At 59.8% G+C, this 21,063-nt stretch carries 16 protein-coding genes; 6 read left to right on the forward strand and 10 right to left on the reverse strand.

Annotated elements, in window-relative coordinates; genetic code table 11:
- Window positions 1-38: 38 nt before the first annotated feature.
- Window positions 39-3,641, forward strand: a complete 3,603-nt coding sequence (locus DKW72_RS00485; protein WP_111640364.1) for a S41 family peptidase — start codon at window positions 39-41, stop codon at window positions 3,639-3,641.
- Here the strand turns inward: DKW72_RS00485 and DKW72_RS00490 are convergent.
- The 8 genes from DKW72_RS00490 to miaB form a co-directional block, all read right to left on the reverse strand.
- On the reverse strand, window positions 3,638-6,523 hold the full coding sequence (locus DKW72_RS00490) for a prolyl oligopeptidase family serine peptidase (protein WP_111640365.1): 2,886 nt from the start codon (window positions 6,521-6,523) through the stop codon (window positions 3,638-3,640). The genes DKW72_RS00485 and DKW72_RS00490 overlap by 4 nt on opposite strands.
- The gene (locus tag DKW72_RS00495; RefSeq protein WP_111640366.1) at window positions 6,520-7,065 is read right to left on the reverse strand and encodes a hypothetical protein; all 546 of its coding nucleotides are present in this window, start codon (window positions 7,063-7,065) and stop codon (window positions 6,520-6,522) included. The genes DKW72_RS00490 and DKW72_RS00495 overlap by 4 nt, the downstream gene beginning before the upstream one ends.
- Before the next feature lie 141 nt (window positions 7,066-7,206).
- Window positions 7,207-8,034 (reverse strand): ion transporter, encoded by an 828-nt coding sequence (locus tag DKW72_RS00500; protein ID WP_111640367.1) that lies wholly within the window; start codon window positions 8,032-8,034, stop codon window positions 7,207-7,209.
- Window positions 8,035-8,092: 58 nt separating this feature from the next.
- Window positions 8,093-9,637, reverse strand: a complete 1,545-nt coding sequence (gene lnt, locus DKW72_RS00505; protein ID WP_111640368.1) for an apolipoprotein N-acyltransferase — start codon at window positions 9,635-9,637, stop codon at window positions 8,093-8,095.
- On the reverse strand, window positions 9,634-10,488 hold the full coding sequence (locus DKW72_RS00510; protein ID WP_198411173.1) for an HlyC/CorC family transporter: 855 nt from the start codon (window positions 10,486-10,488) through the stop codon (window positions 9,634-9,636). Before DKW72_RS00510 ends, lnt begins: the two co-directional genes overlap by 4 nt.
- 5 nt (window positions 10,489-10,493) lie before the next feature.
- Window positions 10,494-10,976, reverse strand: a complete 483-nt coding sequence (gene ybeY, locus DKW72_RS00515; RefSeq protein WP_111640369.1) for an rRNA maturation RNase YbeY — start codon at window positions 10,974-10,976, stop codon at window positions 10,494-10,496.
- Window positions 10,973-12,022: a PhoH family protein gene (locus DKW72_RS00520; protein ID WP_408631098.1), complete on the reverse strand. Its 1,050-nt coding sequence runs from the start codon at window positions 12,020-12,022 to the stop codon at window positions 10,973-10,975. The genes ybeY and DKW72_RS00520 overlap by 4 nt, the downstream gene beginning before the upstream one ends.
- A gap of 124 nt (window positions 12,023-12,146) precedes the next feature.
- Complete coding sequence (gene miaB / locus DKW72_RS00525) at window positions 12,147-13,520, reverse strand: tRNA (N6-isopentenyl adenosine(37)-C2)-methylthiotransferase MiaB (RefSeq protein WP_111640371.1); 1,374 nt, start codon at window positions 13,518-13,520, stop codon at window positions 12,147-12,149.
- 185 nt (window positions 13,521-13,705) lie between these two features.
- Here miaB and DKW72_RS00530 point away from each other — a divergent pair, with 185 nt between their 5' ends.
- Together DKW72_RS00530 and DKW72_RS00535 are read left to right on the forward strand one after the other, a co-directional pair.
- On the forward strand, window positions 13,706-14,041 hold the full coding sequence (locus DKW72_RS00530; RefSeq protein ID WP_111640372.1) for a DUF1820 family protein: 336 nt from the start codon (window positions 13,706-13,708) through the stop codon (window positions 14,039-14,041).
- 62 nt (window positions 14,042-14,103) lie between these two features.
- The gene (locus DKW72_RS00535) at window positions 14,104-15,264 is read left to right on the forward strand and encodes a glycerol-3-phosphate dehydrogenase/oxidase (RefSeq protein WP_111640373.1); all 1,161 of its coding nucleotides are present in this window, start codon (window positions 14,104-14,106) and stop codon (window positions 15,262-15,264) included.
- Between the two features lie 3 nt (window positions 15,265-15,267).
- Here DKW72_RS00535 and DKW72_RS00540 read toward each other — a convergent pair whose 3' ends face one another.
- Window positions 15,268-16,176: a DUF2971 domain-containing protein gene (locus DKW72_RS00540; RefSeq protein WP_111640374.1), complete on the reverse strand. Its 909-nt coding sequence runs from the start codon at window positions 16,174-16,176 to the stop codon at window positions 15,268-15,270.
- A gap of 215 nt (window positions 16,177-16,391) precedes the next feature.
- Here DKW72_RS00540 and DKW72_RS00545 point away from each other — a divergent pair, with 215 nt between their 5' ends.
- Together DKW72_RS00545 and pbpG are read left to right on the forward strand one after the other, a co-directional pair.
- Complete coding sequence (locus DKW72_RS00545; RefSeq protein ID WP_111640375.1) at window positions 16,392-17,408, forward strand: aspartate carbamoyltransferase; 1,017 nt, start codon at window positions 16,392-16,394, stop codon at window positions 17,406-17,408.
- 8 nt (window positions 17,409-17,416) lie between these two features.
- Window positions 17,417-18,397: a D-alanyl-D-alanine endopeptidase gene (pbpG, locus tag DKW72_RS00550; protein WP_111640376.1), complete on the forward strand. Its 981-nt coding sequence runs from the start codon at window positions 17,417-17,419 to the stop codon at window positions 18,395-18,397.
- On the opposite strand, the gene DKW72_RS00555 is transcribed toward pbpG, so the two are convergent.
- Window positions 18,386-19,660 (reverse strand): diguanylate cyclase, encoded by a 1,275-nt coding sequence (locus DKW72_RS00555; RefSeq protein WP_111640377.1) that lies wholly within the window; start codon window positions 19,658-19,660, stop codon window positions 18,386-18,388. The two genes, pbpG and DKW72_RS00555, sit on opposite strands and share 12 nt — an antisense overlap.
- Window positions 19,661-19,904: 244 nt before the next feature.
- On the opposite strand from DKW72_RS00555, the gene DKW72_RS00560 reads away from it, so the two are divergent.
- Entirely contained in the window at window positions 19,905-21,056 is a 1,152-nt protein-coding gene (locus DKW72_RS00560) for a 1-acyl-sn-glycerol-3-phosphate acyltransferase (protein WP_111640378.1), read from the forward strand.
- Window positions 21,057-21,063 lie beyond the last annotated feature (7 nt).

The following is a 21,063-nucleotide window of genomic DNA, read 5'->3' on the forward strand; positions in this document are numbered from 1 at the left end:
CTTAGAAACGAGTTCGCGTAACAAAAGTGGAGTCATTCATGGGTGTGATTGGGGGGCGCAGTTGGCGCCGGTTGGTGGTTGTCCTGGTGTTGGGGTTCTGGGGGCACGGCCTGGGCGCGGTCGAAAGCGGCGAGGTGGAGCTGCCGCGCTTCCCTTCAATCAGCCCGGATGGGTCGGAGTTGGTGTTCTCCTGGCGCGGTGACCTGTGGTTGAGTTCGGCCGAGGGTGGGGATGCCCGGCGCTTGACCCGACACAATCTCGATGACCTGTATTCGAGCTGGTCTCCCGATGGCCAATGGATCGTGTTCAGCTCCATGCGCGACGGTCACCTCAATCTGTGGCGTATTCGACGCGACGGCACCGGTTTGACCCAGCTGACCTTCGGCGATCGTTTTATTCGTCACCCGGACTACGCACGCGATCGCAATGGCGAACCGGTACTGACCTTCTCCTCGTCCATGGAGGCTGATGTGTACCGCGAACAGCGCCCCTACCTTATGGCGCCGGACGGCGGCCCCTATACCCGTCTGCACGACGCCTTTGGTGCCGGCCCCCGGCTCTCACCGGACGGTGAGCGGATTGTGTTTACCCGCGGCGGCGCTTACCACAACTGGAGCCGTCGTCACTATCGGGGGCCGGATAATATGGAGGTCTGGCTCTACGACCGTGCGGGCGAGGCCTTCACCCAGATTACGTCCTGGGAAGGGGATGATGGCAACGCCCAATGGCTCGATGAACAGACGCTGGTGTTCATGTCCGATCGGGCGCTGGACACGGTAAACCTCTATCGCGCCGACCTGGGCGCTGCAGACGGCGAGGGCGAGCCGCCGATAACCCGCCTGACCCACTTTGAAGGGCGAGATATTCAGCATTTTGATGTGGCCCGGAACGGGTCGCGGGTGGTGCTGCACGTCTGGGACCAGCTCTACACGCTCGACTTGCGGGACCCGGAAGCGGAGCCAGTGCCGTTGGCCCTGAAGGCGGGCATGGACGGCCAGGACGACTATGCCCTGCGCCGTATCGACCGCGAGGTGACCGAGGCGGCACTCAGTCCGGATGGCCGGGTGATGGCCTACATTGCCTACGGCCGGGTGTATATGCGCCATATGGACGATCACAGTCCGACCCGGGCCGTAACACCGGGCACCCACGCCCGGCACAAAGATCTGGCCTGGTCTCCCGACGGTCTGTACCTGTATTTTGTCAACGATGAGGATACCACCTGGTCCATCTACCGGGCCGAGGTGGCGCTGACTCGGGAAGATATCCGCCAGGGCGCCGAGCGGGTCATTGAAGAGCTGCCGGAGCCTGCATCGGAAGAGCCCGGGGGCGGCCCTCTGCGCCTGGATGATCTGCCCCTGGTGGTGCCTGAGCCCGCCAGTGCGGCGCGGGTGCCCGATGAATTGGCGCCGGACCTCCAGGCATCGGTTCAGGAAGACCCCTTCGGTCCCGTGGACCCGGGCATGCCTTTTGATCCACGTTTGCAGCTGACCCTGCCGGAACCGCTGGACCCCCTGTTAGTGGATCCGCTCCTGCCGGACGTGCCGGAGCCTGTGCCAGACCCTATGCCTGAACAGCCCGTGGCCGATGTGCCCGAGGGTACCCCGACACGTCTGGACCCCAACCGCTGGCACGACGCGGTGCAGTTTCAGGTGCAACCCGTTGTCCAGACCGGGGACAACGACCGGGGTGTATCGCCGTCTCCCGATGGCCGCTCTCTGGCCTTTCGCCGGGGGCTGGGTGATTTGATGATTCTCGATACCGCCAGTGGCGATGTGCGCACGCTGGTGTCGGGCTGGGACTTCAGCCTGCATTGGCGCTGGTCGCCGGACAGTCGTCATATCGCCTACTCCCAGAACGATATGGATTACAGCGCCAATATCTTTGTCGTGCCCGCTGACGGCTCGGCGGCACCCGTCAATATTACCCGCCACCCGCGCAACGACATCAATCCGCGCTGGTCGGCGGACAGCCGTATTCTGACCTTTGCCTCGAACCGCAGCGGCGACAGCTACGATATCTACCGGGTGTATCTGGATCCATCGCTGGAGAACTTCAACCAGCGGGAGTTGGCCCACTATTACCGCGACGCGCGCCAGGCCGCGGCCAACCGCCGTCCTTTGGCGGTGGGTGATTCCGGCGCCCAGAGTGAGCCTCCGAGTCTGGATCTGGACGGGGCCTGGCGGCGGGTGACCCGGATGACCTCGGTGCCGCCGCACCAATACGACAATGAAATGACCCCGAGCGGCGACCGCTATCTGTTCAACTCTGCCGGCCAGGGGCTGGTGGTGATGAACTGGGACGGCAGCGGCCGCCGGGTGCTGGGGCCACTGGCCAACGTTCAGCAGATGACCCTGCGTGGCGATCGGTTGGTGACCATTGCCAACGGCCAGGTACTGGTGCGCAACCTCGCCGGGCAGCCCGATCAGAGCCCGGCGATCAGTGACCAGATTCGTATCGATCTGCGCCAGCAGTCGCGGCAAAAATTCCGCGAAGCGGCGCGCATGATTGGCGAGAGCTTCTACCACCCAACGATGAAAGACCTGGATTGGGACGCGCTCACTGATGACTATGCCGAGCTGATCGGCCGTGCGCGCACGGCGAGCGAATTCAGTGATATCGCCAACCGCCTGATGGGCGAGTTGGCGGCGTCCCATACCGGCGTGACCAATCCCGGCCCCGGCTCGTCCCTGCGTCAACCCACGGGGCGTCTGGGGGTGGATTTTGAGCCGATCGAGCGCTCCGATGGCAGGCCCGCCTTTCGGGTGACCCACGTGATACCCGGTAGCCCCGCTGCCCGGGCGAGTACCCCGCTGATGGTGGGCGATGTGATCACCGCCATCGATCTGGACGCCTTCGGCCCGCTCGATACCCTGGAGCGGCGCCTGCGCGGACGGGTGGGCGAGGAGGTGATCGTCTCCTTTGAGCGGCGCAGCGGCAATCGGCGTATTGAAAGCCGGGCGTTGATGACGCCGGTGGATTACACCGAATTTGCCCGCCTCAAGTACGATGACTTCCGCGCTCAGGCCGAGCGCAAGGTGCATGACCTGTCCGATGGTCGTCTGGGCTACCTGCATATCCAGGCCATGAACGATGCCTCTTTGGAGCGCTTCCACGGGGATCTGTACGCGGCAGCGCACGCCCGGAAGGGATTGATCATCGATGTGCGCAACAATGGCGGTGGCCACACCACCGACCGGATTCTGACCTCCATCAATGCCCCCGAACACGCCTATACCGTGCCCGCCGGCGCGAGCCTCGATGCGCGCGGGCACTACCCCCAGGACCGGTTGCACGCGCCGCGTTACACCCTGCCGATCAGCATGCTGGCCAATGAGAAAAGCTATTCCAATGCCGAGATCCTGGCCCACGCCTTTAACCTGCAAGGGCGCGGCACCCTGGTGGGGGAGCAGACCTATGGGGGTGTGATTTCCACCGGCAGTCACCGTCTCATCGACGGCGCCACGGTGCGCCGCCCCTTTAGGGGCTGGTACTTGCCCGACGGTACGGATATGGAGCACAACGGGGCGTTACCGGATCTTCGGGTCGCCCAGACGCCGGAGGACGAAGTCGCGGGGCGCGATCGCCAACTCCGTGCCGCGGTGCAGGCGATGCTGGCGCAGCTGGAGCAAGCGCGCTAGCGCTCTTCAAGTGTCGTTTGAAAGTGTCGTTCGACCAGGAGCTCATCATCCAGCGAATAGATTTGCAGCGTCCAGGTGCCGGTCTGGACCTGACCGGGTGTCTCCAGGTGCATCAGTACATTCGTGTAGCCGTAGCGTCGCCCCTGCCGCTGGAGGTTTAAGGACTGCAAGTAGGCTGTGCTCGTTGTTATCCTGCCCAGCCGGTCGGTAATCGGTGGGTGAAACCACTGTATTTTTACCAGCATGTTGTTGTTGTCAGTCTGGGTGTCGTATCGTGCCCGTGCACTCAGACCCACACCGAAGCGCATTCCCTCTTCAGCGGCAAAGGTATCCGAGTACGAAAACATCGAGCCATAGTAGCCATCGTTATTGAAGACGCCCCGGCCATCGACAAGTACTTGACCTCGGCTAGCGCCCACTTTGAACTCGTCGGTGATGTACTCAAGTAGTCCTTCCCGGATGGTGTATTCAATACTGGGGTCAAAGTAGATATCGCTTATGACCTGGCGCCATTCGCGCCGGTACGCGCGTGTAGCAGTCGCTGGAATTGACATGTGGCTAAGGCACAGGCGTAAATCCCGTTTGGCACCCTGTCCAAGGCAGTGAGCCCTGCCAATTTCCATACGTGACCAATCGTCGCCCTGAGCGTCGCTCTTCACAAACAGCTGATACGCCGCTTCGTGGTCAGGCTCTCCTGCCAGACCATCGCGAGCGATGATGCCGAGGCTGTATGTGGCGGAGGCCAGGCCTTGTGCTGAAGCTACTCGGTAAAGCTCTACCGCCCGCTCGGGGTTGCGCTCCACATGCTGTCCGCGCAAGTACATACTTGCCTGGCGCGCATGGGCCTTGGGCAAGTCCAGCTGTGCCGCACGCTCATACCACTGCCAGGCCAGTGCGTAGTCACGGGGAGTAATGCCATCACTGCGATGGCTATCACCAATAGCCAGTTTTTCTTTAGCGATAATGATGTTATTGGCTGTGCTGTAAGGCCTGGAAATATTCAGGCGCCGGCGCAAAAAATCGTCGATCATATACATCTCGTGGCGTCGCCAGCGCCAGTTGTCGTGCCCGTGACCAATACCTTCATAGAACAGAGTCTCTACGTCGGCAGAAAGTTGCTGCAGGCGGTATTTCATCCGATTGGACTGCTCAAAGCCGGCAATGTCGTCGTTTGTGCCGGCGACCAGAAGTACTGGCACCTTGACATCCTCGGCGCGGTGAAACGGCGAGTAGGATAGCGTGGATTCGTTGACTTCGCCCACCGTTAACTCGATCCCCCTGCGTACCCAGCCGAGTTGTTGAATATTGTGTTGGTTATAAAGTAAGGGCAGGTCGTAAATGCCGTACAGGGCGACGACACACTGGTAAGCTTCGGGTTGGCGGATCGCCAACATAAGCGCCGAATAGCCTCCGTAGCTGTACCCAATAGAGCACATTTTCGGGTAGTCATGATGCGAACGAACATGGTTTACCATCGCCGTGATGTCATCTTCGATCAGTCGGCCGAACTGACCTGCACCGCTGCGCATAAAATCGAGGCCGTACCCGAAGGAGCCGCGAAAATTGACCTGTAGCACCGAGTAACCCCGGTTGACGAGGTATTGCACTCGTGGGTCGAACGCGATTACATCACGCACTCCCACCGGGCCGCCGTGAGGGTGCACGAGAAGTACACCGTTGCTATTGGCTGGCGGCCGCGTCAGCATGCCTTCGAGGGTAATATCGTCCTGCACTTGTATGGTGATGGTCTCACTGTTGGCGAGTGAGTAGTCGCGCAATTCCGGGTAGTCGATAGAAAGCACGCGCGCCGACAAACTTTCAAGGTCAAGGAGGTAGTATGTGCCCGGGGCGTTGGCAGCAGAGACTCTGACGATACGGTGCTTACTGCCTTCCCCTGACACCATGGCGACTTGCTTGCCAGGCCATAGCTGACGCATCATGGCCGCGAGCACGCTGTTTGAGAAGGTAAAGTACTCGTTGACTTCCTGGCCGTGATCGTAATAAGACACTGACATGATGAAATCACCGTCCCGAGACAGCTCTGCACCACTTAAATCATAGGTGTTGTGTTGATAGAGGATGTCGCCTAATGTTTTCGTTTGTAGGTCATACTGTTGCAATACAACGAGATTGGTTTCCCGGTTGGTAAGAACGGCCATTGTGTTGTCGTCGGTAAAGCCAATGGGAGTAAATTCATACTCGTCCAGTGGGTTGACAAACAGGCTGCTCCACCGTCCTGTGTCCTTGTCGAGTCGCCAGAACTCGCTGGTGCCTTCAGAGTGGGTGCGTGCCAGGAGTTCGTTGCGTATGTTGCCGGGGTAGTAGTGCGTCGCATTATTCAGTTGCCGGGCGAACAAACGAGCACTTCTGAAGTTGGCATCAATGATCTCTTGGTAACTCGCGCGATAAAGGCGCTTGAGATTTATGTTGTGTGCCGCAGTGTGAGCGAAAAGAACCTCGCCGGGGTGATCGGGTAGTGTGTCGACGATGTAGCCTACGGAACGGATGCCTCGCATGATTGGCCTGGGAGTGCCGTTTTCGTCCCGCTCGATAAATATAAATCCGTGTCCAACATCGCCGTTAGTGAGTATGGAGCGCAAATAAAAGGTATCTTGTTCAAGCCAGCGTGCTTCGACAATTCGTGCCCGTCCCTCTTTGCCGATAAAATAGAGGGGCTGACTGTGGAAGCTTTCCAGGTGAGTTAACACAACGTGATATCTGTGTTCGTCCTGTAGTACCGCTATTATGTACTGTTCGTCCGGGCTCAGATCGAAGGAGAGCACTTGTGGGTTTTCAAACAGCAGCTCGCCGGGGATAAGTGACGACCAGGCGTTCATCGACAGGCTGAGCATTAGCGTGATGACGGCAATGGAACACTTCATGGTGCCTCCTTGCCAGCGCCGACTATTTGGAAAAAGTTGTCTTCGCCTGGGCCTGAGTAATTGATCGCGTGACTGCTCAACAATAGGGGAAAGTGCTCCTCCAAGTGCTCAAGCGCAAGCGATGCGTTGTTGGTGAGCAGGATATCGCTTCCGAGCAGGTGGCGGTTGTTCATGCGCAAATGCCCGACGTAGTTGATTGTGCCCGGCTGTACTTCAAAGCGCCAAAGGTCCCGGTCGAAGTCCAGGCGTACGGTAATATTCGCGCTCAGTCCGATGTTTGCTATTCGATATTGACCAGCGGGCACCTCTACCAGCAAATAATGTGTGCCACGGGTTAGGTCGTCTTTATTGAATAGTAGGGTTCGGTTGCCGGTAATTCGCAACTCGTAGAGTGATATGTTTGAGTCTACAGCCAAAACCAGAAGGCCGCTTTTGTCGGTCAGTGGGTGCAGGGCGTCTTCTTGTAGGGGGGAGAGTTTGGTGGCACACCCTGCGAGGAGTAGAAGGCTAAATGCCCCTGTCAGCGCATGGAATAAACGCATACCGATATCCTTTTTCTCGTTATTGATTCCAAAGCCCCCTGATAGTTAGGGGGCTTTTTTTTAGAGTATACCGAGTGTTGGGTGTAAAGGTAGCACGCCGGGTTTATTCTATATTCGACGACAATAGTTTTTAGCTATTGATTAGCGCTCCTCAAGCCGCCGCAGGCGCTCGTTCATCTCGCGCATCAGGCTGACCATCTCCTCGCGCTCCTTGTGGGCCTTTTCCTCGATCTCAGCGGTGCGCTGGGCCTCTTCCTCGTAGTGTTTTTCCTGCATGGTGCTGACGATGATACCGATAAACAGGTTGAGCACCACAAAGGCGGTGATCAGGATGTAGCTGATAAAATACACCCAGGCAAAGGGGTAGACCGCCATCACCGGGCGTCCGATACCCTGGGACCAGCTCTCCAGAGTCATGATCTGGAACAGGGAATACAGGGTCCTGCCCAGGTGCCCGAAATGCTCGGGAAAGGACTCACCGAAGAGTTGCGTACCCATGACCCCGAAGATATAAAACACCATCAGCAGCAGGAACACGATCCAGCCAATGCTGGGGATGGCCTTGAGCAGCGACTCGATGATATGGCGCAGGCGGTCGATCTTGGTGAGCAGGCGCAGGACCCGCAGAATGCGCAGAGCCCGCAGTATGGCAAAGGGCCCGGTGGCCGGCATCAGGGCGATGCCGACAATGGCAAAATCAAAAATATTCCAGCCACTGCGGAAAAAGCGCGGCCCAAAGGCCACCAGCTTGAGCAGGATTTCCACCACAAAAATCGCCAGAACGACCTGCTCAATGGCCGTGATCAGGCCGCCGGCGGTGGCCATTATCCGGTTCGACGTCTCCAAGCCCAGGGTAATGGCGTTGAGGACAATAATCGCGATGATGGCATTCTGCACCCGGGGGCTGTCGATCCAGCGCGCCAGGCGCTGGCGCAGACTCGGGGTGGGCAGGGTTTGGGTGGTATCCATAGACTGAGCTAAACCGCAGTGAGAGAGGCGGGGAGGATAAACCAGCTGTGCGCTCGGCTCAACCGGCGCGACGCCGGCGCCGCCATTCTGCCAGAGGCAGTCCAGCCAGTCCTGCGATCAGCAGGATGACCAGGGGGATGCTGCCCCAGCGCATAAAGGGGGTGTTGCCGTGAGCGGCGTGGACTTCGCCGGCCAGGGTTTCGGCCACAAACTGGTTGCTCTGGACCTGGATCTCGCCCCGAGGGTCGACGATCGCGCTGATGCCGTTGTTGGTGCTGCGCACCAGGTAGCGCCGGGTTTCGAGGGCGCGCATACGCGCCATCTGCATGTGTTGCTTGGGGCCGATGGAGTCGGCAAACCAGGCGTCGTTGCTCAGGGTCAGTAACACCTGATTGTCCCGCGCGCCGCGCGCGACCAGATCCGGATAGACGATTTCATAGCAAATGGAGGCGGCTATACCCACACCGTCGACGTCCAGGCCTTGCTGGCCCTCCGGGCCCCGCGTGATGATGGATGTGGGCAGGTCAAAAAACTCGATCAGGCCCCGCAGCCAACTTTCCAGTGGCACATACTCTCCAAAAGGTACCAGGCGGCGTTTGTGGTAAATACCCATGGCGGGCCCAAAACCGGCGACGCTGTTGTAGTACACCCGGCGATTGGGATCGTCAAAGATGATACCGGTGATCAGACCGGTGTTCGTATCCTCGGCCATGGCGCTCATCTGGTCGAGAAACGGCAGGGCCCGGTGGTAGGTGACCGGCACGGCGGCTTCAGGCCAGATCAGCCAGTCGTACTGCCACAGCTCCTCACTCATTTCCCGCAGCAGGTTCATGGTGGGCAGGGCAAAGCCCGGGTCCCACTTGATGTCCTGGGGAATGTCCGGCTGCACCATACCGACGCGGATGGGTTCTTCGTCCAGTTGTGTCCAGGCCACCGGCTTGAGGGCGCCGCCGCCCAGCCAGAGCAGGGCGCAAAGGGCACTGGTGCACCAGAGTGCGCGACGCTCGGCCGAGAGGTCGGCGCACACCCAGCGGGCCAGGGTGGCGGCACTCAGGGTAACAATCAGGCTGATGGCCATGACGCCGCCCACCGGCCCCCAGCCCGCGAGCCAGGTATCCAGATGGGCATAGCCCAGATAGAGCCAGGGGAAGCCGGTCAGCAGCCAGGTGCGCAGCCACTCCCCAAGCAGCCAGAACAGGGGGAAGCCCAGCAGCAATCCCAGAGGGCGGGCGCTGAACCAGCGGCCCCAGGCCCACCAGGGCAGAGCAAAGACCGCCGCCATAAAGGCCACAAACAGCCCGGTGAGCAGCGCCGCCAGGGGCGCGCTGGCATTGCCGTAGGTGTGAATACTGACGTAGACCCAGGTAACACCGGCGCCGTAGTGAGACAGGCCGAAGCAGAAGGCGAGCGCCAGGGCCGTGCGAGCGTTGCGTTGATGCAGGCACAGGGCAAAGACCGCTGCGCCCAGCAGGCCCAGGGGCCAGAGGTTGAAAGGCGCGAGCGAGAGTGTGGGCAGGGTGCCGGCGATCAGGGACAGCAGGGCGGCCAGCCACAGGGGCTGGTGCAACAGTGTTCGATCGAGATTCAGGGGCGCCGGGTTCACGCGTCCATCAAAGTCAGGCGCACCAGATGGATTTGCCGGTTGTCGGCGTAGAGTACCCGGAACTGGTAGTTGTCGATGGTAGCCACTTCATTGCGTTTGGGCAGGTGACCGAATTCCTGCATCAGGATGCCGCCGATGGTATCGAAGTCCTCATCGCTCAGGCCCGCCTTGAAGTAGTCGTTAAAGTCCTCAATCGGGGTGAGCGCCTTGATGATGTAATCGGCGTCGCCCACCTTTTTGATGGTCTCGTCGCTGACTTCTTCGTCGGTCTCATCCTCAATCTCGCCGACGATTTCTTCCAGAATATCTTCGATGGTGATCAGGCCGGAGATGCCGCCGTATTCGTCGATCACCAGCGCCATGTGGTAGCGTTTTTCCCGGAACTCGCGCAGCAGAACGTTGACCCGCTTGCTCTCGGGCACGACGTTGGCCGTGCGGATGATGTCCTCAAGTTTGAAATCGGTGGTGCCTTCGAGCATCAGACGCAGCAGATCCTTGGCCAGAAGGATGCCCTTGATATCGTCAAAGCTCTCGCCAATCACCGGAAAGCGGGAGTGGCCCGACTCGATAATTTTGGGCAGGAACTCCTTGGGCGTCTCGTCGATGCGGATGGCGACGATCTGGGTACGCGGGATCATCAGTTCCCGCGCCTGCCGGCTGGAGACATCCAGTGCCCCTTCAATGATGTTCAGGGCCTCCTGGTCCAACAGCTTATTGTTGGCAGCCTCCTTGATCACTTCCAGCAATTCGTCGCGGGATTTGGGTTCAGCGCTGAAAGCCTGCACCAGCTTGTGCAGCCAGGATTTGTCCTGATGGCGCTGAACGCTGCTACTCGTGGGGTCGTCCGTCATGGTTATCATCTGTCGTTTTGGGGCTCTTCGTGCCCATAGGGAGCGGGGTAGTGTAAACGGGTGAGAATGCGGGTTTCAAGGCTCTCCATCAGCTCGGCCTCGGCGTCGTCGATATGATCATAGCCCAGTAAGTGCAGTGTTCCGTGCACGAGCATATGCGCCCAGTGTGCCGTGGGGTTCTTGCCCTGCTCCTGGGCTTCGCGCGCCACCACCGGCGCACAGATCACCAGGTCCCCGAGCAGGGGTAGATCCAACTCGGGGGGAAGGTCGGCAGGGAAGGAGAGCACATTGGTGGGCTGGTCTTTGCCCCGATAGTCCCGGTTCAGGGATTGGCTCTCGGGTTCGTCGACAATGCGCAGACTGATTTCAGCGTGAGGGCGGGCGTAGTCGGCCGCTGCCAGGGCAGCGGCCACCCATCGCTCAACTTCGTCGTCGGTGGGCAGCGCCTCGCTGGCGCTCGCCACCTGGGTATCTATGTGCAGATTCATGGGGTCGGGTTGGTGTCCACCTGAGACGTGTCTTCGGCGGCATCATACGCTTCGACGATGCGTTGTACCAGCGGATGGCGTACCACGTCCTTGGCCCCGAAATGGGTAAAGCTGATACCGTTGACGTTCTCCAGCACCTCAATGGCGTGGCGCAGGCCCGATTGCTGGCCTTTGGGCAGGTCGATCTGGCTGGGGTCGCCGGTAATCACCGCCGTGGAGCCGAAGCCGATCCGGGTCAGGAACATCTTCATTTGCTCGCGGGTGGTGTTCTGGCTTTCATCCAGAATCACGAAGGAGTTGCTCAGGGTGCGCCCGCGCATATAAGCCAGGGGTGCCACCTCGATCACGTTGCGCTCGATCAGCTTGCCCACGGTTTCAAAGCCGAGCATCTCGAACAGGGCGTCATACAGGGGACGCAGGTAGGGATCGACCTTCTGCGCCAGGTCGCCGGGCAGAAAGCCCAGTTTCTCGCCCGCTTCAACCGCCGGGCGAACCAACAGAATGCGTTCCACATCCTCCTTGAGCAGAGCCTCGACCGCACAGGCTACCGCCAGGTAGGTCTTGCCGGTACCCGCAGGACCGACCCCGAAATTGATGTCGTGACCCTGTACTGCCCTGACATAGCGCTGCTGGTTCTTGCCGCGCGGCTTGATGGTGCATTTTTTGGTGCGGATCAGGGTAATGGATTGACCGTCACCCACGTCATCGAGCTCGTCAACAGAGGTATTGATCTGATTCATAAGGGCCTCTACGCCAGACGTCTGCAACACCAAATGAATCTCATCCGGGGTCAGTTCGCTTTCGTGCGTATCCCGGTAGAGTTGGTGTAGAACGGCGGCGGCGGTTTGGGTGGTTTGGGCAGACCCGGTCAGGGAGAACTGGTTGCCACGGTTGTGGATTTTCACATTGAGGCGCTGTTCGATCTGGCGCAAGTGCTCGTCAAACTGGCCGCAGAGGCTCGCGAGACGGCGATTGTCGTCAGGCTCCAGCGTCAACTGTCGGGTGACAGTATCGGGGGCTGTTACTGCATGACTATTCAATGATATGTGGGTCTCTTGTGGCTGAGTTCACTTAAAGCGTAAACCATAAAACATGACGGTAAAAGGTTAGTTAAGGGCCTTTTTCTTATTACCGCCAAGATTATAGTAACTGCCGGGAATAAACCGGCTGTTATTGCCAGTCGGCATCGGATTCTGAGGCAAGCAGCGTGCCACGCAGTGAGTTCGGCAGGGCCTCCTCAATGAGTACATCGGCAAACCGGCCAATCAGTGACGGGTCATCGCAGCGAAAGTTCACGACGCGATTGTTTTCGGTGCGCCCCGAGAGCTGGCCGGGGTCTTTTTTCGAGTAGCCGGTGACCAGAATACGTTCGGTATTGCCCACCATCTTGCGGCCGATACCCAGCGCGTGCTGAGTGATACGGTCCTGAAGGATTTTCAGGCGTTGCTTTTTCATTGCCATGGGAGTGTCGTCCGGCAGCTCTGCCGCCGGCGTACCCGGGCGGGCGCTGTAGATGAAACTGAACGAGGTGTCGAACCCGATATCGTTGATCAGTTTCATGGTGGCCTCAAAATCGGCCTCGGTTTCCCCGGGGAAGCCGATGATAAAGTCCGAGGACAGGCTGATGTCCGGACGGATGGCGCGCAAGCGGCGAATCTTGGACTTGTATTCAAGCGCGGTATGGCCGCGCTTCATGGCCATCAGGATGCGATCCGAGCCGCTCTGTACGGGCAAGTGCAGGTGGCTGACCAGCTCCGGGACCTCGGCGTAGACGTCGATCAGGGCATCGCTGAACTCCACCGGGTGAGAGGTGGTGTAGCGGATGCGATCGATCCCGTCGATGGCGGCCACGTAGGTGATCAGCTCCGCCAGGTCAACGCTTGAGCCATCGTCGCCAGCGCCCCGATAGGCGTTGACGTTCTGCCCCAGGAGGTTGACTTCGCGCACGCCCTGGCCCGCCAGGTGCACCACCTCGGCGAGCACGTCTGCCACCGGGCGGCTGACTTCCTCGCCCCGGGTATAGGGCACGACGCAGAAGGTGCAGTACTTGGAGCAGCCTTCCATAATGGACACAAAAGCACTGACGCCGTCGGCTTCGGGCTCTGGCAAGCGGTCGAATTTTTCAATTTCCGGGAAGCTGATATCCACCACCACGGCGCCGTTGTCGCGCGGGGTCGCCATCATTTCCGGCAGGCGGTGCAGGGTCTGGGGGCCAAAAATCAGGTCCACAAAGGGGGCGCGTTTGGCGATGGCGTCCCCTTCCTGGCTGGCAACGCAGCCGCCCACGCCGATCACCAGCTCTGGCTTGGCCTGCTTCAGCTGCTTCCAGCGGCCCAGCTCGTGGAACAGCTTTTCCTGGGCTTTTTCGCGGATTGAGCAGGTATTGATCAGGATGACGTCGGCATCTTCCGGGTTCTCGGTGGCCACCATCTGGTGGGACTCGCCCAGCAGATCGCGCATGCGCGCTGAGTCATACTCGTTCATCTGACACCCGTGGGTCTTGATGTAGAGCTTTTTGGCACCGGTTTCGGGGCGGCTGGTCATAGATCAAACACCTGGTTAAAAAATATGCAATCGAGCGGGTGCGCATTATAGCGAGCCGGGAGGCTTCTGCCCACCGCCACAGGCCGAAAATCGATCAAATCCGGTATTGATTTATGCTATCCTTCGCGCCCTTGACCGTCCGCGGCTCTGCCGGGCGTCCAACAAGTGTCATTTCCGAGAGTACTATGGCTGCCAAACCCATCTACAAAGTGATTTTCATCAACCAGGGCCAGGTTTACGAAGTCTTCGCCGGGGCCATCTACCAGAGCGATATGTACGGTTTTATCGAGGTGGAGGAATTCATTTTCGGTGAGCGGTCCAGTGTGGTGGTGGATCCGTCGGAAGAGAAGCTGAAGAATGAGTTCGCGGGTGTGCGTCGCTCGTACATTCCCATGCAGGCCATTTTGCGGATCGACGAAGTGGAGAAAGAGGGCGCGGCCAAGATCAGTGACTTCAAAGGCGACAAAGTGGCACACCTGCCGTTTGGCAACTTCGTCCCGCCGCCGGGCGCCGGGGATTAATTTCCCGCACTGCGGTCCAAGCGCCTGCTAGACTCTAGTCATCGAGTGGGCGGGAAGCGCGTATGCAGTACGATATCGTTGTGATTGGTGCGGGAATTCAGGGTGCTGGCGTGGCACAAGCGGCTGCCGCTGCGGGCTATTCGGTGCTGGTGCTGGAGCAGAGTGATATTGCAAACGGTACCTCCAGTAAATCCTCGAAACTGATACACGGCGGCTTGCGGTACCTCGAAACCGGGCAGTTGGGGCTGGTGCGTGAAAGTTTGCAGGAGCGGACCATTCTGCTGCGCTTGGCCCCCAATCTGGTCCACTTGAGCCCCCTGCATATCCCCGTTTATCGCGACTCCGCGCGCTCACCCTTTACCCTAGCGGCCGGCTTGAGCCTGTACCGCCTGCTGGCGGGCATGGCCAAAGAGGCACGTTTTTCACGGGTGCCCCGCGCCGAGTGGGGCGATTTGGATGGCCTTAAAACCGACCAGTTGCGGCAGGTGTTTCGCTACTACGAGGCGCAAACCGATGACGCCGCCCTGACTCGCGCGGTGATGCGCTCGGCCCGGGCCCTGGGCGCCGAGCTGGCCCTGCCCGCGCGTTTTCTGCAGGGGCGCATCGATGCTGAGGGTTGCGATGTGGCTTACACCCAGGGCGGACGCGAGCATCAGGTGCGTACTCGGGTGCTGATCAATGCCGCCGGTCCCTGGGCTACTGAACTGCTCAAGCACATTGAACCTGCGCCGCCCATGCCGGCCGTGGAGCTGGTGCAAGGTGCGCATTTGCTGCTGCCCCCGGTCCTTAATCATCACTACTATCTGGAAGCCCCCGCCGATCGACGGGGGGTATTTGCCTTACCCTGGCAGAACAGATTGCTGCTCGGAACCACCGAAACACTGTATACCGGTGACCCCGCCAAGGCTCACTGTCTGGAGGATGAGCAGGCCTATTTGCTGGAAACCCTGGGCCATTATTTCCCCGGAGTGAACATTGACCCCGGACAGATGGACAGCTTTGCGGGCCTGAGGGTGCTGCCCAAGGGCGAGGGCAGTGCGTCCGGGCGTTCGCGCGAAGTCATCATGGCCGTGGATCGACCGCAGCAGCCCAGGTTGTTAACGCTGGTCGGTGGCAAATTGACCACCTACCGGGCCACAGCCCTACAGGCGTTGGCACGCGTCGCGCCGTCCTTGCCCAGGCGGGTGCCCCTGGCAGATACCGCCGATCTGCCCCTTGAGTGAGCTCTAGCCCTGGCGGGTGATGCGCTTGAACGCCACTTCGTACTTACCTGGTGCCGGTTCTGCCTGGAAGACCCGGGCATCGGCGTATTGCTCTTTCAGCAGATCCCACAGCTTGCGTTTGTCCTCGCTGGGCATGAACGCGCCGAAGTAGACCGCTGAAATATCGGCACGCTCGAACGGACGGTCGTCGTACCAAAGGCTGTCGTCGTTCTCGCGGCTGCTGGCTTCGTGTTCGGCATTGTGGAAGCAGCGCCATTCCTGCTCGGTACTGGCCAGTTGGGGCTTGACCAAAAATTTGTCGCCAAAGCTGTGTTGCACTTTGGGTTGCTCGTTGTGCAGTACCGCGTTGAGCTGTTCCTTGAGCGAGCTGATTTCCGGGCGATTGGCCCGATATTCCACCGCGTGCGGCTCTTTGAGGTTGGTGTAACCGCCGCAGTGCATGCGGATCACGGCTCCCCGGTGGGAATCGGCAAAACGCTGCCAGCAGGCCAGGTTATCGGGCTTGGCGCTGAAGCTGACGATGCGCAAGTGACGGGTGAAGCGCCGCCAATCGGCCATCATTTCGTCGATGGCCTCCTGGCGCTTGTCGACCATGCGCGCCATCAGGTCGCGCAGCACTTCCTCGGCCTCCTCCTGCGACGAAAACCGATCCTCGTCGCGCCAGCGGCGTACCACGGTGGTGAGCGGCGAGTTGCCCACGGGCGCGTCGCGCGAAAAAATCATCGCGGTGGCGGTCTGAATCGCGGCATCGAGAAGTGAGTGGGGATCAAAGGTCAGGGTGGTCCGGTGGTGGAGCTCAAACGGATCGCCGAGCAGGTGCGGGGCGCTCCAGCGCAACCGCTGTGACTGAAGGATTTTCAGAGCGGTGTCGGCTGTGCAGTATTTCGAGAGCGTATCGGGGTGATCAGCCACTTAGCATCCTATGATTTTGTGTTTTGGGTATTGACGATCGAAACCTTCGCGCCACTGAAGGGGATAGCGGCGGTGAACAGCAAAAGTTAAGCCCTGAGCGCCCATTTGTCCACCGTAAATTCGCCGATTCGCTTCCCCCGGTGCGGTCTATACCGCTAAAATAGCGCCCGAGTTTTCCACCCGTCAGATCAGCGGATAGCCGCTAAGGATAGAATGTGAATTTTACCGGTGCCCATATTTTGTCCATTGCCCAGTTCGAGCGCGCCGACATCGAGCGAGTGTTTGCCGTCGCTGACAGCATGCAGCCCTACGCCTTGCGCCGGCGGGTAACGCGGGTGCTCGAGGGGGCCATTCTGGGCAATATGTTTTTTGAGGCCAGCACCCGCACACGCATCAGCTTTGGCTGCGCATTCAATCTGCTCGGTGGCGAGGTGCGCGAAACCACCGGCTTTGCCAGTTCTGCAATCTCCAAGGGTGAGTCTCTGCACGACACAGCACGCGTACTTTCGGGCTACAGCGATGTGATCTGCATGCGTCACCCGGTGTCTGGATCGGTCAAGGAGTTCGCTCATGCCAGCCGGGTGCCGGTGATCAACGGCGGTGACGGCGAGAACGAACACCCCACCCAGGCGCTGTTGGATCTGTACACCATCCGCAAGGAGATGGCCTCCCACGGTCGCGATATCGACGGGCTGCGCATCGCCATGATTGGCGATCTCAAATACGGGCGCACCGTGCACTCCCTGTGCAAGCTGTTGTGCCTGTTTGATAACGTGCAGTTGACTCTGGTATCCCCCGGTGAGCTGGCTATGCCTGAGGCCATCGTCGAGCAGCTGCGTCAGGCCGGGCACTCGGTGACGATTACTGAGGATCTGCCCCAGAGTATCGGCCATGTGGATATTGCCTACTCGACCCGGATTCAGGAAGAGCGCTTTGCCACCAAGGACGAAGCAGATCTGTACCGCGGGCGCTTCCGTCTCAATCAGGCCATCTACACCCAGTACTGTGAACCCAATACCGTGATTATGCACCCGCTGCCCAGAGACTCGCGTGCGGATGCCAATGAGCTGGACAATGACCTGGATGAGAATCCCAATCTGGCCATTTTTCGTCAGGCAGACAATGGCGTGTTAGTGCGTATGGCGCTGTTTGCTCTGGTTCTTGACGTGGTCGAGCAGGTGGACAAATATGCCCGCGATGTCAATTGGTACAATTCACGGCGTAAGGTGTAATAACTGTGATGCGGGTGTGGTTTTTTGTAGTTGCGAGTCTGTGGTCAGCGTTGGCTGTCGCAGAGTTTGAGTTTACACGGGTACCCAGTGAAGAACTGACTCAGGCGGCGGAGGCCGATAGTCCGGCCCTCGATCTGGAAAAGTTGCGTTTGGCGTCGCTGGCCGCGGCGGCCGCACCGCTGGCCGAGGGGGAGCTACTGGTCGATAAGCGGGCCGACTGGGTGGTGCCCATCGCTTCGATCACCAAGGTGATGACGGCACTGGTGGTGATGGACTCGGGGCAGCCGCTCGATGAATGGCTGGAAATTCTGCCGCGCGCCTACCCGGCACCGGCCAATGCCTATTCGCGCATTCGTATCGGTTCTCAGGCGACGCGACGCGACCTGTTGACGATAGCACTGATGTCGTCGGAGAACCTGGCCGCTTACCAGCTGGCGCGCCACTACCCGCAGGGGTACGCGGCTTTTATTCAGGCGATGAATGACAAGGCCCGGGAGCTTGGGATGCACAATACCCACTTTGTCGACTCTACCGGGTTGTCGGCTCAGAACACTTCCACCGCCGCTGACCTGATCAAGTTGGTGCGCGCCGCTCACAGCCACCCGGAGCTGACCGACTTTTCTACTCGCACCTATCACCGGGTCAATTTCCGGAGCCCGCGTTATGGACTCGACTACGGCAACACCAATGTTCTGGTGCACCGGGCACGCTGGGATGTACAACTGAGCAAGACCGGGTATTTATCGGCCGCAGGCCGGTGCCTGGTCATGGTTGCCCAGGGTGACGGTGAGCCGCTGGTGTATGTGATGCTGGATTCGCTCGGTTCGCGTTCGCCGCTCGGCGATGCCGGGCGTATCCGCCGTTGGCTGGAAACCGGTGACAGTGGGCCCGTCGCGCAGTCGGCACGCCAATACGAGCGCGAGCGCTCGGCCAGCTACCAGCCGCCGAACCAGCCCCAGGTGATCCGTGCGCGCCGCTCAGTTGAGTAATTCCTGTACCTTGCCGACCAGGGTGCCGGGGGTAAAGGGTGCGTCCAGATAATCTCTCACCATATCGGTGTTCACTTCCCGGGGCAGCGCCAGGCTGTCCGCAATCAGTAGCAGCGGGATGCGCGCGGTTTTCGGGTTCTGAGCCAGCTGCAGCTGCAGCTTGTTGCTGAACTGATTCGCCAGCCGGCTTTCCAGAATGATCAGATCCGGGGAGGCGTCCAGCGCCATCTCCAGGCATTCGTCGGCCCGGTCACTGGTAAGGATATTACAGTGGGACTGCATGGCGTCCACGGAAGACTGTAAACGCTCATGGTCACTGTCGACAATCAACAGGGTTTTATGGGTCTCGACGTCGTCGACCTGCGCGTGGTTGCGCCCGGCGTGTTTGGTCTTGTAGAGCGCCCGATCGGCGTGTTTGATCAGGTCTTCCAGTGAATGGCGGCCGGTGCTTTCGCAGCAGGCGCCGCCGATACTGACGGTGACGACCGGGCACGTGGGCGACACCTCATGGCGTACCGCCAAAGCCGCCACGGCCTGGTTGATGCTGGTGGCCACCTCGTTGGCACCGCTGCGCCCGGTTTCCGGCAGGACGACAATAAATTCCTCGCCCCCGTAGCGGCCGACAAGGTCCAGCGGGCGTTGCAGGCAGGCGCTGATGGCATCGCAGACCTGCTTCAGGCAGCGGTCGCCGGCGGGATGGCCATAGTGGTCGTTGTAGAGCTTGAAGTGGTCGACATCAATCATCAGGACTGACAGTGCGGTCTGCTGGCGCTCTGCTTGGGCCCAGAGCCGGTCGGCGCGTTCATTGAAGGTACGCCGGTTGAGCACCTGGGTCAGGCTGTCGCGTTCGCTCAGTGCCGCCAGCTCGGTGTTGAGTTGCTTGAGCTGATCGCGCATCTCGGTGATGCGCGCCATGGCCTGAATTTTCGCCTGTAAAATGGTTTGGCTGATCGGTTTGATCAGATAATCGTCGCCGCCGGCTTCAATACCCTCGCGATAGCTCTCGTCTTCGTTGCGGCCGGTGACGAAGATGATTGGGATCCAATGATCGCCGAGCCATTCGCGAATCAGGCGGGTGGTTTCAAAACCGTTCAGACCGGGCAGTTCAACGTCCATGATAATCATGTCAACTGACGTATCTTCCAGCAGCTGCAGTGCCGCTTCGCCGGTCTGGGCGACGACCACCCGATGACCGGCATCGGTCATGTAGCGCGACATAGCATGGCGCAACGTGGCGCTGTCTTCAACGAGCAGGATATTCATAGGGTCCCTTATCCGATGCCTGTTTATTGTTGGCGATAGTGTATCGGCTGGTGGCGTCGAAAGCCACTGCAACGGGTGCCGAAGAACGGTCCATTCAGGCCTTTCGCACGCCGCTTATCGGTTGGCGGGGCGACGTGCCCGGATTCCTGCCAAAACCCAGCCAGCAGTGGCATTTTAGGCCTTTTTTCGGTACATTGTGCGGCTATTTTCCCGGCTTGGCTCCCACAAGGTAACAGACCCTGCAATGACCGATTTTGACGATATTCGCCCTTACCACGATCACGAAGTCCGCCCGGTGCTCGACCGCCTGCTGGCCGACCCGGAGTTGGCCGAGGCGGTTACGCGCCTGAAGTTTCCCCGCGCCAGCCGCCTGGTCGGTCCGCTGCTGCGTCCTCTGGTGCGTCGGGCTATGCGCCGTCAACTCGCGGGGGTGCAATCAGTATACGATTTTCAATTGGTCATCGAGAAGTATATGCGCACCATGCTCGAGACCACCACCTCGGGTTTGACCACGTCGGGCCTGGATCGGCTCGATCCTCAACAGGCGTACCTGTTTATCAGTAACCACCGGGACATCGCCATGGACCCGGCCTTTGTCAACTGGACCTTGTATCACGCCGGGTTCAATACCTTGCGCATCGCGATCGGGGATAATTTACTGACCAAGCCCTATGTCTCGGACCTGATGCGGCTCAATAAGAGCTTTATCGTCAACCGCTCGGCCAAGGCGGCGCGGGAGAAGTTCAAGGCAGCCAAGAAACTGTCAGCCTACATTCACCATTCCATCGTCAACGACCGGGCCAATATCTGGATCGCCCAGCGCGAGGGGCGCGCCAAAGATGGCAAGGACAAAACCAACCCTGCGGTAATCGGCATGTTGACCCTGAGCAAGCCCAAGCCCGCGCCGTTGGCGGATTATGTGCATCAGCTCAATATTGTCCCCGTGTCGATTTCTTATGAATGGGACCCCTGCGACGCCGCCAAGGCGCGCGAGGTGTATCACCAGCGCACCAGCGGCGGTTATCAAAAAGAGCAGCATGAGGACGTCAAAAGTATCGCTTTGGGCATATCCGGGCAAAAGGGCCGAGTGCACGTCGCTTTTGGCCGCCCCCTGCAGGGTGACTACAGTGACGATGACCAGGTAGTGAGCGAGATTGACCAGCAGATACTTGAGCACTACGTGTTGCAGCCTACTAACTGCTTCGCCTGGGAGCTTTTGCACGGCGAGGTGCCTCGAGTGACCTGGGGTCCCCACCGTGAGCCCTACGATCCGGCCGCACTCAGGGCCCAGCGGCACCAGTTTGAGCTGCGCATGCAGGCGATTCCTTCAGAGCAGCGCAGGCTTGCACTTGAGAACTACGCCAACCCGGTGGCCAGCAAGCTGGCGAGCGCCTGAGAACCTT

Origin of the sequence: Marinimicrobium alkaliphilum, from assembly GCF_003259155.1 — a bacterium.
Taxonomy (GTDB): domain Bacteria; phylum Pseudomonadota; class Gammaproteobacteria; order Pseudomonadales; family Cellvibrionaceae; genus Marinimicrobium_A; species Marinimicrobium_A alkaliphilum.